At 73.0% G+C, this 14,636-nt stretch carries 9 protein-coding genes; 5 read left to right on the forward strand and 4 right to left on the reverse strand.

The genetic code is table 11. The features are described 5' to 3' along the window. The first annotated feature begins 9 nt into the window (after positions 1–9). On the forward strand, positions 10–2,067 hold the full coding sequence (locus ABZ564_RS13405) for a hypothetical protein (RefSeq protein ID WP_360854444.1): 2,058 nt from the start codon (positions 10–12) through the stop codon (positions 2,065–2,067). On the opposite strand, the gene ABZ564_RS13410 is transcribed toward ABZ564_RS13405, so the two are convergent. From ABZ564_RS13410 to ABZ564_RS13425, 4 genes are read right to left on the reverse strand one after another with little or no spacing between them, the layout of a single operon-like run. Further along, positions 2,013–3,692 carry an acyltransferase gene (locus ABZ564_RS13410; protein WP_360854447.1) on the reverse strand — a complete coding sequence of 560 codons (1,680 nt, stop codon included), beginning with the start codon at positions 3,690–3,692 and terminating at the stop codon, positions 2,013–2,015. The genes ABZ564_RS13405 and ABZ564_RS13410 overlap by 55 nt on opposite strands. After that, complete coding sequence (locus ABZ564_RS13415) at positions 3,679–5,031, reverse strand: glycoside hydrolase family 28 protein (protein WP_360854450.1); 1,353 nt, start codon at positions 5,029–5,031, stop codon at positions 3,679–3,681. The genes ABZ564_RS13410 and ABZ564_RS13415 overlap by 14 nt, the downstream gene beginning before the upstream one ends. Then, on the reverse strand, positions 5,028–6,437 hold the full coding sequence (locus ABZ564_RS13420) for a glycoside hydrolase family 28 protein (protein ID WP_360854453.1): 1,410 nt from the start codon (positions 6,435–6,437) through the stop codon (positions 5,028–5,030). Before ABZ564_RS13420 ends, ABZ564_RS13415 begins: the two co-directional genes overlap by 4 nt. Next, positions 6,434–8,155, reverse strand: a complete 1,722-nt coding sequence (locus ABZ564_RS13425; RefSeq protein ID WP_360854456.1) for a hypothetical protein — start codon at positions 8,153–8,155, stop codon at positions 6,434–6,436. The genes ABZ564_RS13420 and ABZ564_RS13425 overlap by 4 nt, the downstream gene beginning before the upstream one ends. Positions 8,156–8,391: 236 nt before the next feature. On the opposite strand from ABZ564_RS13425, the gene ABZ564_RS13430 reads away from it, so the two are divergent. From ABZ564_RS13430 to ABZ564_RS13445, 4 genes are read left to right on the forward strand one after another with little or no spacing between them, the layout of a single operon-like run. Then, a complete protein-coding gene (locus tag ABZ564_RS13430; RefSeq protein ID WP_360854459.1) occupies positions 8,392–9,399 on the forward strand; it encodes an alcohol dehydrogenase catalytic domain-containing protein in 1,008 nt (335 codons plus the stop codon). A gap of 32 nt (positions 9,400–9,431) precedes the next feature. Continuing rightward, a complete protein-coding gene (locus ABZ564_RS13435) occupies positions 9,432–10,697 on the forward strand; it encodes a RuBisCO large subunit C-terminal-like domain-containing protein (protein ID WP_360854462.1) in 1,266 nt (421 codons plus the stop codon). Beyond that, positions 10,694–12,064 carry a four-carbon acid sugar kinase family protein gene (locus tag ABZ564_RS13440; protein ID WP_360854465.1) on the forward strand — a complete coding sequence of 457 codons (1,371 nt, stop codon included), beginning with the start codon at positions 10,694–10,696 and terminating at the stop codon, positions 12,062–12,064. The genes ABZ564_RS13435 and ABZ564_RS13440 overlap by 4 nt, the downstream gene beginning before the upstream one ends. Continuing rightward, positions 12,061–14,613 (forward strand): family 78 glycoside hydrolase catalytic domain, encoded by a 2,553-nt coding sequence (locus tag ABZ564_RS13445; protein ID WP_360854468.1) that lies wholly within the window; start codon positions 12,061–12,063, stop codon positions 14,611–14,613. The genes ABZ564_RS13440 and ABZ564_RS13445 overlap by 4 nt, the downstream gene beginning before the upstream one ends. The last annotated feature ends 23 nt before the right edge of the window (positions 14,614–14,636 follow it).

Raw genomic sequence — 14,636 nt, forward strand, 5'->3', positions numbered from 1 at the left:
GAGTTGTTAATGTTGAGGATCAGCAGCGGAGCCAGGTACGCCGAGTTCACCGAAGGCGACGGACGGAGCCCGTCGCGACTGGTGCTCGGCCACGACGACGAGGGGAAGCCGGGCCGGCTCGCCATCCCGCTGGACGGCCTCCTCGTCGCTTCCGCCGGCCGCCCCTGGGCCCCCACCCGGCCCGGAGTCGGATCCTTCGAGGCCCGGTCCGCCGGGGACCGGCTGGAGATCCACTGCACCCTCGCGGACCCGCCCGAGCTGGAGGCTCGGCTCTCCCTGGCCTTCGAGGACGACCTGCTGCACCTCCGTACCACCTGGCGCTGGAACGGTGGCACCCCCTGCCGGGACCTTGTCCTGGGCATTGCCCTGCCGCTCCCCGCCCGGCGGCCGGAAGCGGTCACGCTGCCCCAGGTCCTCTACCGCGGCAACCCCTCGGCCGACCCCGGCCGAGTCGTCCCGCGCCTGGCGGTGGACACCGGCGGACTCGTCGTCGAGGACCACCGGCTGCCCGTCCCCTGCGCACACGCCGAGTGGGGGAGCGACGGTCAGGACCGGTATGCCACTCTCTTCGCCGTCCGGCCGGGCCCGGGCTCCCTCGGCGCGATCCACCGGCCCCGGGGGGTCACCCTGCTCGGCGTGAGCGGCGCCCTGCTCCTCAACGGAGAGCCCGACGTCGCCTACGTCCACAAGGCCCGCACCGCCCCGTGCACGGCGGGTTACCGCGACCTGGCCCCGGGCGAGGAACACCACGCCCACCACGCCCTCGACTGGGGCCGCACCAGTCGGCCGGGACACGGCTTCCGCACCCTCGTCCACCGCGGTCTGGCCCTGTACCGGCCGCGCGGCGCGAACCCGCTCTCCCAGGACGCACTGGTCCGCCTCAAGACCGAGGCCCTCGACCGGCGCTGGTACGACGACGGCGACGCCGCCGGCTACCTCAAGTTCACCGGCCCCGGCCACCGGGCCGGGTTCATGTACGGATGGACGGGCCAGAGCCTCCGGCTCGCCTGGTGCGACGCCCGTCTGGGCATCGAGAACGACGAACCCCGACGCGTCGAACGCTGCCGCAAGGCCGTGGAGTTCCATCTGGCCGGCAGCGCGGTCCCCGGCGCGCCCGGACTGCACCTCAGCTTCTACGCCACCGGTGAGCGCCTCTGGACCGGGTTCGAGGGGGAGGAGGGCCCGTACGTCTCGGCGCGGGCCTTCGGTGACAACCTCTGCGATCTCGCCGACATCGTGCGGCTGTTCCGCCGGCACGGCCTCGACGTCCCCGACACGTGGGTGCGGACGCTCACCGCGGGCGTCGCGGCGGCCTGCGGCGACGGGACGCCGCCCTTCGGCTGGCTCACCGACGGCACGCCCCTGACCTCCTTCGCCGGGACGGCCGGGCTGCCGTGTGTCCTCGCGATGCTCAAGACGTACCGCGTCACCGGCGAGCCGCATCTGCTCCGGGACGCCGGGGCTCTCGTGGAGGAGTACCACCGGCGCTTCGCCGACGACTACACCACCCCCTTCGCCCGCGCCACGCTCGACGCCGCCTGCGAGGACAAGGAAGGAGGCATGGCCTACTTCCTGTGCGCCTACGAGCTGCTGCGGCTCACCGGCGATCAGCGGTGGGCCGACCGCGCCCAGGAGGCCGCCGACTGGCTCCTCACCTGGGTCTACCAGTGGGACACGCCCTTCGGACACGGCTTCTCGACCACCGGCTGGCCCGGTGTCAGCGTCCAGAACCACCACATCGACGTGTTCTTCCCGGCGTACGAACTCGCCCGGCTGGGCGACCTCGTGGACCGGCCGGTCTACCGCGAGCTCGGCGAACTCATCCTGAACGCCCTCGGCCAGGGCATCTGCACCCGGCCCGGGGAGTGGGGCTTCGACGACCCGGGAGAGCAGGCCGAGGGCTTCTTCCCCACCAACTGGCAGGACCGCGGAAGCAGCAACACCTGGAACCCCTCCTGGGTGACGGCCCAGGTGTTGTCCCAGGTGCTGCGCATGCGGTCCGGCCGGTCCCCTCAGCCGGCGCCGCCGGGCGCCGGCTCGGGCCGGTGGACGCCCCGCGGGCGGTAGCCGAGCGCCTCGCCGACCCCGAGCAGGTCGGCGAGCAGCCAGGTCACCGCGAGCCACATCTCGGTGCCCTGGAGTCCGGGGACACGGTCCTTGCTCTCCCCGGGCTCCAGGGCGAAGGAGAACCCGGCGCCGTCCTGCCACCTGGTCAGCACCCGCTCCAACTGCCCCCGCGCCCAGTCCCGGCCCTCACCGGCCCGGTGCCCGGTGCGCCGGGCACAGAGCCACAGCGGATGGACCACGTCCAGGACGTCGCACGCCGTACCCCGGTCCGGACCGAACCACGCCGGATCGAGGCTGTGCGCCAGCACCGTGTCCACCACCCGCTCCGGATACGGAACCGGCAGCCCGAACTGCGCGAAGGACCCGCGCGAGACCCGGTAGAAGCCGTTGACCGGCTGTCGCCAGCCCTCCCTGGCATCCGGTTCGCCCCACAGGCCGTGCCGTGGGTCGGCCCGCGTCAGCAGCCAGCCGAACAACGCCTCGGCCTGCGGCGACGCGCCGGGGGAGCCGTCCAGGGAGGCGAAGTGCAGCGCCGTCCCCACCCCGTCCACCCAGTTCCCGCTGCGCCACGCCTCGGTCCGCCACGGCAGCGCGTCCAGGCGCTCCATCAGCCGCTCGGCCGGCAGTTCGGTGACGGCCCGTACCGGGTGCGCGAAGCGCGAGCCGAGCAGGCCGAGCGCGTAGCCGACACAGAGGATGTGATACATCGCCGCGTGGTCGTCCAGCGTCGGGGCGGGACCACCGATCTCCGGTACCAGTCCCGTCACCGGGTCCTGGAGCGCCCGCAACCGCTCAACCAGCGCGTCGCGGTCCTCACCGGGCGGCGGACCGCCCAGCAGCAGGTCCGCGATCTCCACCGCGTCGCAGCCGGCGCGCACCGTGGGCACCGCCCCCGGCCGGTCGGCCGGCACACCCTCCGTACGGCAGCGGTCCAGCACCCCTGCCGCCTGCTCCCGGGCCCGCCGCGCGAACGCCTCGAGCCGTCCGTCGAGAGCGCCCGCCGACGGCCGGGCGGAGGAAGGGCCCGGACCCGGCGCGGTGTCCCGCCGGTCCCGCAGCCGCCGGGCGGGGCTGCCCGCCGCCACCGACCAGGCCGGCAGATCCTTGGTGACCACCGCCCCCGCCCCGACGACGCAGTGGTCGCCGATGGTCACCCCGTCCACGACCACCACGTGGGAACCGATCCACACGTCGTCGCCCAGGACGATCCCCTTCGAGGTCAGGGGCTGCTTGTGGACCGGCGCGCCCGGGGCGAAGCCGTGGTTGAACCCCAGCAGCGAGGTGTGCGCCCCCACCCGCACCCCGTCCCCCATCAGCACCTTGCCCCGGGCCGTGGAGAACGGGTTGAGCGTGCAGTTGCGGCCCATCGACACCTCGTCGGTGACGACCGCGTGCGCGCCGACGTACGATCGGTCGCCCATCCGCAGGGAATCGGTGTGGACCCCCGCCCATGGGGACACGAACACCCGGTCGCCGAACTCGGCCGTACCGCCGTCCGCGCGCAGCCGCTCCGCGAGCGCCTCCTGGTGGGCGAGCTGCGCGGCACGCTCCTCGGCGTCGCTCCTGCTCCAGAACTCCCATGGGCAGTGATCGAACCGCCCTGGGCGTGCCTCACCCTCCGTCACGGCCACCGGTCACCTTCTCCCTCGTGTATCCGGACACGTGCGTGACGATGTCCTCCTCCGCCAGTTCCTCGAACCTCACGTCCTCCAGGAGCAGTTCCCGGATCGGCGCGTGGGCGTAACCCCGGGCGAGCACGCCCCGGCGGGCCCGGCCGACCGTCGCCCGGCTGACGCTGACGTTCTCCACCCGGGGCGGGTAGGCACCCGTGTCACCCTCGCCCCGGTCGAAGTCGCAGGTGATGAACTCCTTGGTCAGGTGGGTGACCGTCAGGTCCGTCAGATGGACGTTCTCCGCGAAGCCGCCGCGCACCGAGTTGGTCTTGATGTACAGGCCGAAGTACAGGCCCGGGCCGCCGATGCGGCAACGCCGTACGTACACGTTGCGGATGCCCCCGGTCATGTCACTGCCCAGGGTGATCGCTCCGTAGCGGTGACGCAGCACGCAGTCCTCGATCACGATGTTCTCGCTCGGCGTGGCGACCCGTCGGCCGTCGGCCTCGCGCCCCGACTTGATGGCGATGCAGTCGTCGCCGGCCGTGATGTCGCAGCGCCGGATCACCACGTCCCGGCAGGACTCGGGGTCGATGCCGTCGTTGTTGGGGCCGATGCTGTCGATCACCACATCCTGGACGGTGACGTTGGTGCACAGCACCGGGTGGATCTCCCACATGGGTGAGCGGATGATCGTCACCCCCTCGATCAGCACGCCGTGACACCGCCGGAACTCGATGAAGTCGGGGCGGAAGTACCGTCCGTCGGCGTACACGCGCTGTTCGATCGGGTCGTTGTCCTCGGCCTGCCGCCACAGATCGGGCCAGTCCTGCTCCTGGTGCGGCATGCCCGGCCGCCAGCCGAACTCCTCCTGCCCGGCCCAGGGCCACCAGTGCTCCTCGTCGGCCTGGCCGTCCAGCACTCCGGAACCGGTGACCGCGATGTCCCGCGCGTCATGGGCATGGATGAACGGCGCGTAGCCGTAGCACTCGACGCCCTGGAACCGGGTGAGCACGGGCGGCAGGTAGCGGGCCGGGTCCTGGACGAAGCGCAGCGTGGCACCCTCCTCCAGATGCAGCTCCACCTGGCTGCGCAGTCGCACCGGACCCGTGAGGAAGACCCCGGGCGGGACGGTGACCCGCCCGCCGCCCGCCGAGTGGCAGGCGGTGACGGCCTGCCTGATCGCGTGGGTGCAGTCGGTCCGCCCGTCGCCGGCTGCGCCGTACGCGGTCACCGGGAAGTCGCGGCCGGGGAACCGCGGCGGCACCACCCGGGCCGCCACAGCGTCCGCCTCGGCCCACGGGTCCGCGACCGGAGGGTCCGCCGGAGTTCTCGTCTGCGGGCCGGTCAAGGCGACGCCTCCTGACCGTTGATGGTGACGTCGCGGAGCACCAGGCCCTCGATGTTGCGCTGCTCGTTCGGACCGGTCATGCCGTTGAAGGCGCAGTCGCTCAGCAGGACGTCGTGGATCGGGTTGGCTTCGTTGCCGATGAAGGTCCAGGCGCGCGGTCCCGCGGTGGTGGTGACCCGGTGGATCTCGATCCGCCGCACATCCGGGTAGAAATCACCGGTCTCCACCCGTTCGTAGTCCAGCGCGATCTCCACGACCGCATCCCCGACCTCGCCGACGGTGATGTCGTGGCACAGCACGTCGCGCAGGTAACCGCCGCGCAGCGGATTCGACTTGAGGCGGATCGCCCGGTCCAGGCGCGGGCTGTCCATCACGCAGTGCCGGGCGACGATGTCGGAGATGCCGCCGGAGTTCTCGCTGCCCAGGGTGACGCCGCCGTGCCCGTCACGCATCTCGCAGCGCTCCACCAGGGCGTGCTCCATCGGCACACCCACCCGCCGGCCGTCGGCGTTCTTGCCGGCCTTGAAGGCGATGCAGTCGTCACCGGTGTCGAAGAGGCAGTCCTGGATGAGGACGTACGAGCACGACTCGGGGTCCACCCCGTCGTTGTTCGGCCCCACCGGGCTGTCCACGGTGACACCGCGCACGGTGACGTTGGTGGACAGCACCGGGTGGATGTTCCACATCGGCGAGTTGCTCACCGTGACGCCTTCGACGAGGACGTCCTGGCAGCGGTAGAACTGGATCATGTTGGGCCGCAGGAAGTGCCCCGCGCCGAAGACGCGTTCCGCGACGGGGGTGCCCGCGTCTCCCATCGCCAGCAACTGCTTGATGTCGGGGTTCTGCGGCGAAGGGCCCCCGTCCACTCCCTTGGTCCAGTCCCACCAGTGCGTCCAGTCGGCCTGCCCGTCCAGGGTGCCCCGCCCGGTGACCGCCACCGTGCGGCACTCGAAGGCGTACACCAGCGGCGAGTAGTTGAAGCACTCGACGCCTTCGTACCGCGTGTAGACGGCCGGGAGATACGCCTCCGGCTCCTGCCGGAACCGCAGGGTGGCCCCCTCCTCCACGTGGAGGTCGATCCGGTCTTGGAGGTGGATCGCTCCTGTCAGCCACTCGCCGGGCGGCACCACGACGTGGCCGCCGCCGGCCCGCGCACATGTCTCGATGGCGTCCCGGATGGCGTCCGTGCAGTCGTGCACGCCGCCCCCGACGGCTCCGTGGTCGGCGATCGACACCCGCCGCTCCGGGAAGCGCGGGTCGTGGATCTTGGCGAGAATGCGGGCGGCCCGGCGCTGCGCCCCGGGCACTGTGGACCCGTCCGCATGCGCGGCGGAGGTGCCGGCCGCCATTCCGGCGGCGGCGAGACCCGCCGTGGCGAGGAAGGTCCTGCGGTCGGGAGTCTTCACCAGGACCACTCCTTCGCGGGAACGTGCAGCGTGTGCTCGCGCAGGGGGGCCTGCGGCGAGGGGGTGCGGTTCGGATACATGGGTCGGGTGATTCCTTCCGGGGCGATGCCGATGACGTCGTCACCGCGCCAGCGCGTGCGGTAGACACGTCCGGCGGCGGTCTCGTCGGTGACGTTCTCGGGCAGGGGAAAGGTGACGGTGACGCGCTCGCCCGCGCGGGGCTCGCGCACGGAGAGCGATCCGTCACAGGCCCACAGACCGGGTTCGTGCCCGTGCAGGGTGCGCTCGCTCCCATCGGGCGCGGTGCGTACCACCCGCACCTGCGCGTAGCCCGCCCAGGCGGGGACGCGCAACCGCAGTTCGCGGCAGTCCTCGCGGACGTCGAGGTCCACCCTCCCGGTGTGCGGGAGGTGGCTGAGCACATGGACGAACCGGCTGCCGCGGTTGAGCAGCAGGTTGACGCGGACCAGTCGCTCGTCGCCGGTGACGGCGAGCGACCAGCCGGTGAACAGGCCGCGGACGCCGGATCCGACGCAGCAGGCCTGTACGTCCGCGGTGTGGCCCCGGCCGAGGACGCTGTCGCTGACGTAGTCGTTGGGCGCGCCGTACCCGGCGAACGCGCCGCGCAGCCGCTCGCCGACCCGGTGGTGGGTGACCCACCCCGGCTCGTCCAGCGTGCGGTCGGGTGCCGAGCGGACCCAGGAGACGTCCAGGAGCTGAGCGGAGGTCAGATGGCCTCGCAGGAAACGCTCCAGCACGCCCCAGTAACGGTGGTGGCCCGCGCCGGCCAGGGTGCCCGCGATGGCGATCAGGTCCACCAGCGAGCAGGTCTCGTGCTCGTAGCGCTGGCCGGCCAGGTCGCCCGGTGTCCACCCGAAGGCGGTGCACAGGCCGAGCGCCCAGTCGAAGGAGCGGCGCACGAACTCGGTCAGGGCGTGGTCGCCCGAGTCCACCGCGTACCGCGCCAGGCCGTCCAGGGTGCCGAGCCGGGTGTGGAAGTGCCCGCTGCGGTAGGCGAGCGCCGAGTTGAACGAGCCGTCGGCAAGGAACACCCCGCTGTGTTCGGTGATCAGCCGGGCGAACCACCCGCACAGTTCCCAGGCCTGCTCGTTGCCGGTCAGCCTGTGCCAGCGCAGCAGCGGCATGATGAGCCGCCCGCAGAACGACGCCGGATCCGGGGCGAGATGGAGTTGTACCGCGTTGGCCGAAGGCCAGCCGCGGTCGGTGTACTCGGACGCCGGGTAGTACCAGACGTCGCGTTCCTTGACCGCGATCCGGTGCAGTGCCGCCACCAGCCGGTCGGCCGCGGCCGCGGCCTCCTCGTCGCCGCTCTCCTGGTACCAGGTGGTGAGCGCGAGCAGGGTGGCGCGCTGGTCGATCATGTTCGCGTTCGGCTCCCAGTGGCCGCGCGGATGGCTGCGCCGCCGGGTGAGCCCGTCGTCGCCGATCAGGGCGAGCAGTGTCTTCCTGTACACCGCCTCGATGTCGCTCCACGACGAGACGCCGCTCATCTGCCGGGCGAGCACACAGGCGTCGGTGAGCCGGCCATGGCTGGAGCCGTAGTCCCAGTCGCCGTGCCGCAGCGCGGCCGGCTCGGCGGTCAGGTCGGCACCGAAGAAGGGGATGCCGCCGAGATCGGGGTCGGCCAGCCCCACCACGGCGTTCATGGCCAGCTCGGCCCGTTCTTCCAGGAGCAGGGTTGCTGGTATGCCAGTCATCGTTTTCACGCCGTCTCTGAGTCCGATGAATCAGTGGTGCGCGCGTCGGGGAAAGACGCTAAGCGCGCCAGTCAAGTGCGTCAAGAGTCGCGAAAGCGCTGCACATGAGCAGGTGTTGGGGAGGTGGAGGGTGTTGACGCCACCTTTCAGGGGTTCTACGGTTCCGGACGTTCGCCCCTCTCAAGGTGGCATGCCAGCAACCGAGAGGAAGGGGTGAGGGAGTGGGCGGAGGGCTGATGCGCAGTGCCGTGCTGAAGCGGGCCGGCGGGATCGAGATCGTGGAGTCCGAGGTTCCGCCATTCGGTGAGGGGGAGGCCCTGGTCGAGATGCGGGCGGTGGGCCTGTGCGGCAGCGACACCGCGGCCTTCCGCGGCCGCCATCCGTTCCGGAAGCCACCGGTGGTTCTGGGCCACGAAGGCGCGGGCCGGGTGGCCAAGGCCGCTGACGGCACGATTGCGCAGGGCACCAAGGTCGCCGTGCTCCCCATGACGTCCTGCGGGCGGTGCGGACACTGCGAGAGAGGGCTGTCGCACCTGTGCGCGTACCGGCGGCTGCCCGGCGCGGGCCTCCCCGGGCTGCTCGCCCAGTACGTCGTGCTGCCGCGGCGCGCACTCGTGCCGCTGCCCGGTGCGCTGTCGTACGCGCAGGGCGCGCTGATCGAGCCCGCGGCGGTGGCCTGGCACACGGCAGGGACGGCGGGCGTGCGGTTCGGGACCCGCCTCGCGGTGCTGGGCGCGGGCACCATCGGCCACCTGACCGCGGCGGTCGCCCGCCTGCACGGCGCCGAGGACGTCCTCGTCACCGACGTGCGCCCCCGGGCACTCGGCCTGGCCGCCCAGGCCACCGGCTGCCGCACCCTGGACGCCCGCTACGGAGCGGTGGCGGGAGAAGGACGGGCCGGCGCCTTCGACGCCGTCGTCGTCGCCTCCGGACACCCGGGCTGCATGGACGAGGCGCTCTCCCTCTGCCGCCCGCGCGGCACCGTCGTCGTGCTGCCGATGTTCGGGGACACGGTGCGCGCCGGGCTGAACCCGCTGGTGCTCAAGGAGATCCGGGTCAAGGGCTCCTCCCTGTACACCCCCGGCGACTTCCGCGCCGCGGCTGGTGCCGTGGCCGGCGGCGCGCTCGACGTACGCCCCCTGATCACAGCGGAACCGGCGCCACTGGCCGCGGCCCAGGACGCCTTCGAGGAGCTCGACCGGGGGAGCGACCTCATGAAAGTGCTGCTGGACCCGGCGCGCTGACCCCGAAGAGCCCGTACAGAAGAGAGGCAGGCATGGCGGACGAACAGGTCGTCGCGGTCTATGACGTCGAAAGCTGGCTGCCGCCCCGGGCGGCGGCCGAGGTACTGGCGAACGAGCAGTCCACCGGCACCTTCGTACGCGTCCCGGGCGAGAGCGACGCCCTGCGCACCCGTTTCGGGGCGACCGTCGTCGAGGTGACCCCCCTCCCCGACTCGGGGAACACCCCGCTGCCCGGGGCGGCCAGACCCCCGGAGGCCGGCCCGCGCCCCCACCGTGCCCGCGTCCGGATCGCCTTCCCGCTCCACAACTTCGGCCCGTCCGTCCCGAACCTGCTGGCGGCGGTCGCGGGCAACCTCTTCGAACTCCGCGAGATGGCCGCCGTGCGCCTGGTCGACCTCGCCCTGCCCGCCCCGTTCGCCGGACGCTACCCCGGACCGGCCTTCGGCACGGCCGGCACCCGGCGCCTCATGGGCGCCCCCGACGGCACCCTGATCGGCACGATCGTCAAGCCCGGGGTCGGCCTCCGGCTCGATGCGCTGCGCACCCTGGTGCGTGAACTGGCCATGGCCGGGATCGACTTCGTCAAGGACGACGAACTCACCGGGAACCCGCCGCACGCCCCCCTGCGCGAGCGGATCAAGGTCGTCAACGAGGAGCTCGACCGGGCCGCCGACCTCACCGGCCGCCGCACCATGTACGCCTTCAACATCACCGACGACATCGGACGCCTCGAAGCCAACCACGACCTGGTGCGCGAGGCCGGCGGCACCTGCGTGATGGTGTGCGTGCAGACCGTGGGCCTGGCAGGCGTCGCCCATCTGCGCGCACACGCGACGTTGCCGATCCACGGGCACCGCGCCATGAGCGGGGCACTGCTGCGCAGCCCCCAGATCGGCATCAGCCCCCTGGTCTTCCAGAAACTCGCCAGGCTCTCCGGCGTCGACCAGCTCCACGTCGGCGGCATCGGCAGCAAGTTCTACGAGACCGACGAGGACGTGGTCGCCTCCGTCCACGCGATGCGCACCCCGTTCCTCGGCGGCTACGAGGCCCTGCCCGTGCTCTCCTCCGGGCAGTGGCCCGGCCTCGCCCACCGCACCCTGGAACTCACCGGCACGCCCGACCTGCTGGTCCTGGCCGGCGGCGGTATCCACGCCCACCCGCAGGGACCCGGAGCCGGCGTCGCGGCGATGCGCTCGGCCTGGCGGGCGGCGGCGGAGGGCGAACCACTGGCCGAGGCCGCCGCCCGGGACCGGACACTGGCCCTCGCCCTGGAGCGGTTCGGCGGGATCCGCGGATGACGGCCGCCCCCGCCGGCGTGACCCCGCCCATGGCGGCGTTCTACGGCGACGACGTCACCGGGTCCACCGACGCACTCGCCCAGTTCCACCGGGCGGGCCTGCGCGGTGTCCTGCTCTTCGACCCGGGCGCGGTGCGGAAGGCCGCCGCCACGGGCGGATTCGATGTGATCGGGGTGGCGGGCGCCGCCCGCGCGCTGCCCACCGAAGAGATGGCCGACGTGATCCGGCCCGTCCTGGAGGAACTGCGCGCCACCGGGGCAGGATTCGTCCAGTACAAGATCTGCTCCACCGCCGACTCCTCACCCCGAACGGGGAGCCTGGGCCGTGCCGCCGAGACCGGCCACCAGGTGTTCGGCCGGGCGCCCGTGCCCGTCCTGGCCGCGCAGCCCGACTTCGGGCGCTACACCGCCTTCGGCCACCACTTCGCCCGGGACGACGACGGCCGGGTGCACCGCCTCGACCGCCAGCCCACCATGTCCCGTCACCCCGTCACCCCCATGGGCGAGTCCGACCTGCGCAAGCACCTCGCACGGCAGACCGGACTCCCCGTCGGCGGCCTCGACCTGACGGCGTACGAACTGCCCCTCGCCGAGGCCCGGCTCGCCTACGAGGCGGCGGCCACCGCCCACCCCGGACTCGTCGTGCTCGACGCGCTGACGCCCGCGCACGCCCGGCGCGCGGCCCGGCTGGCGCTCCTGGGCGGCCCTTCCCCCGTCTTCGCACTCGGATCGGGCGGCCTCAGCCTCGCGGTGGGCCAGGTCCTCGCCGGCACCGGGCGGACCCGCCCCTACGGCTCGCCAAAACCCGCCCGTGCGATCGTCGTCTCGGGCAGCCGGGCCCTGCGTACCGCCGCCCAGATCCGCCACGCCACGGACCACGGCTGGGCGGACGTGCCGGTGCCGGTGGACCCGGAACACGGCTGCGACACCACGGCCGCCGCCCTGGCCCGGCTCCGCGAGGCGGTGCTGCACGCCCTCGGCGGCCGCGCGCCCGGTGTCATCGTGCACGCTGTGCCGGCCGGCCGCCGCGACGCTCCGGGCAAGGACCCCGCGGACCGACTCGGCGGCATCCTCGTCCACGCCGTACGGGCCGCCGTCGACGCCGGAGTGCGCCGCGTCGTGGTGGCCGGCGGTGACACGGCCGGACGGGTCGCCGCCCGGCTGGGCATCCGTACCGCCGAGATCGACACCCTGATCGCCCCCGGCGCCGCCCTGTGCGGGCTGACGTTCGAAGACCCGCGCCTCGACGGCGTGTCGGCCGTCCTCAAGGGCGGCCAGGCCGGCCCGGTAGACCTCTTCGACCGGGTGGCCGGACGCATCCGCTCCACCGACCCGACCACCGACCCACCCAGGGAGCCCGGGACGTGACGACCGCACCGCACACTCTGCGTACGGCCCATCTCGCCGACCCGCTCGGCATCGACGAGCAGCACCCGGACCTGTCATGGCGGCCCGCCGGCCGGCAGCGCGGCTACCGGATCCAGGCCGCCACCGCCCCCGGCCTGCTGGCCTCCGGCGCCTGTGACCTCTGGGACAGCGGACCGGTGGAGGATCCGCGCAGCACCTGTGTCCGCTACGACGGCAAACCTCCCGGCGCCCGCCGGCGCGTCTGGTGGCGGGTCCGGGTCCGGTACGACGACGGACTCTCGCCCTGGAGCTCCGCCGCCACGTGGGAGACCGGCCTGCCCACCGAGGCCGACTGGTCCGGCGCCCGGTGGATCACCGCCCCGGACACCGGCGGGCCCGCCCGGCTCCCGCTCCTCGCCGTGGACTTCCACCTGCCGTCCGCCCCGGTCACGGCCCGTCTCCACGCCACCGCCCTCGGCTCCTACGAGGCCTCCGTCAACGGCGTCCGCGCAGGCCGCGCCCTCCTCGAACCCGGCTACACCGACTACAGAACCCGTCTGATGTACGCCACCTACGACATCACCGACGCACTGCGCCCGGGCGACAACACCGTGGGGCTGAGCCTCGGCAACGGCATCGCGCACGCACCGAAGGTCCCGGGGCGCTACGCCAAACTCCACATCGACCACGGCCGCCCCCGGGCCATCGCCGTACTCCACGCCGTCCTCGCCGACGGCACCTCCACCACTCTGGTCACCGACGGGTCCTGGCATGCCGCCGGGGGCCCCGTGACCCTGTCGGCCTGGTTCGGCGGCGAGGAGCACGACGCCCGCCTCGAACGGCACGGATGGGACCGCCCCGGACACGACCGCGCGGGGTGGAGCGCCGCCGTCGAGGCCCCGCTGGAGGGCGTGACGCTGAACGCCCGCACCCACCCGCCCGTCGAGGTGGTCGACACCCTCGCGCCGGTATCGGTCGCCGAACCGCGGCCCGGCATCCATGTCTTCGACCTCGGCGTCAACATCGCGGGCCGCCCGCGCCTCGCGGTCACCGGACCCGCCGGCGCGTCCGTCGTGATCCGCCCCGCCGAACTGCTCGCCGACGACGGCACGGTGAACCAGCGCTTCACCGGCACCCCCTGCTACGACCGCTACACCCTGCGCGGGGACCCGGAAGGCGAGGTCTGGGCCCCGGCGACGGTGTACCACGGATTCCGCTACCTCCAGGTGGAGGGACTGCCCGGCGACCCCGCGCCGGACACCGTACGCGGCGAGGTCATGCGGACCGCCAACGCGCGTGCCGGTGGCTTCAGCTGCTCGTCGGACCTGCTGAACGGCATCCACCGCATCATCGACCGGGCCGTCCAGGGAAACATGTTCAGCGTTCTCACCGACTGCCCGCACCGCGAGAAACTCGGCTGGCTGGAGCAGACCCACCTCGTCCTCCCCGCCGTGGCGGGCGGCTACGACGTCGCCGCGTACTACCGCAAGCTGGTGCGCGACATGGCCGACGCGCAGACCGCCGAAGGCCTCGTGCCGGGCATCGCCCCCGAGTACACCGTGTTCGAGGACAAGTTCCGCGACGACGCCAACTGGGGCGGCGCCCTGGTCCTCGCCCCCTGGCACCTGTACCGCACCTACGGCGACACCACGACACTGCGCACCCACTACCCGGACATGCTGCGCTACCTCGGCCACCTGCACTCCCGCTCGGACGACGGCCTGCTGCTGCACCACGGACTGGCCGACTGGATCGCGTTCGACAACTCCACCCCCAAAGCAGTCACCGCGACCTACGCCCACCAGCGCATCGCCGCCGCACTCGGCGACATCGCCGAGGCGATCGGCCGGCCCGACGACGCCGCCGCCCACCGCCGGCTCGCGGACCGCGTCGCCCGGGCCTTCCACACGGAGTTCTTCGACCCGGCCCGCCATACCTACGGCAGCGGCAGCCAGGCCTGCGACGCGCTCGCCCTGGAGATGGGCGCCGTCCCCGCCGAGGAGCTCCCGGCCGTGCTGGACCACCTGGTCGACTCGGTCCGGGCAGCGGACGGCCACGTCACCGTCGGCGAGATCGCCCTGCCCGCACTGCTGCGGGTCCTGTCCGCGCACGAACGCGACGACGTCGTCGCGGACCTGCTGAGCCGTACCGACAGCCCCAGCTACGGCTACCAGCTCGCCCACGGCGCGACCGCGCTGACCGAACGCTGGGACGGCCCCACCCGCGGCTCCTCCCAGAACCACTTCATGCTCGGCGCCGCATCCGAATGGCTCACCGCCTCCCTGGCCGGACTCCGGCAGGCGGCGGACTCCGTCGCATACGAGCACATCGTCGTCCGGCCCGCCCCGGTCGGCGGCCTCACCCGGGCGAGCGCCTGGTACGAGACACCGCGGGGCCGCGCCTCCGTGGCCTGGCACCGACGGCCGGACGCATTCCGGCTGACCGTCACGCTGCCGCCCGGCGCACCCTCCCGGGTGGAACTGCCACTGCCCGGCGGCGGCCGGGACGTACGGGAAGTGGAGCCCGGCACCTGGGAGTTCACGGTTCCCGGCGACTGGAGGACGCGATGAGCGAGCGACCGCTACCACACGTG

The sequence above is a fragment of the Streptomyces sp. NPDC019224 genome, assembly GCF_040632605.1.
Classification (GTDB): Bacteria; Actinomycetota; Actinomycetes; order Streptomycetales; family Streptomycetaceae; genus Streptomyces.

Coding starts and splice junctions, on each gene's coding strand:
- ABZ564_RS13425 (WP_360854456.1), bottom strand. CDS start 8,155: ATGACTGGCATACCAGCAACCCTGCTCCTGGAAGAACGGGCCGAGCTG.
- ABZ564_RS13430 (WP_360854459.1), top strand. CDS start 8,392: ATGCGCAGTGCCGTGCTGAAGCGGGCCGGCGGGATCGAGATCGTGGAG.
- ABZ564_RS13440 (WP_360854465.1), top strand. CDS start 10,694: ATGACGGCCGCCCCCGCCGGCGTGACCCCGCCCATGGCGGCGTTCTAC.
- ABZ564_RS13435 (WP_360854462.1), top strand. CDS start 9,432: ATGGCGGACGAACAGGTCGTCGCGGTCTATGACGTCGAAAGCTGGCTG.
- ABZ564_RS13405 (WP_360854444.1), top strand. CDS start 10: ATGTTGAGGATCAGCAGCGGAGCCAGGTACGCCGAGTTCACCGAAGGC.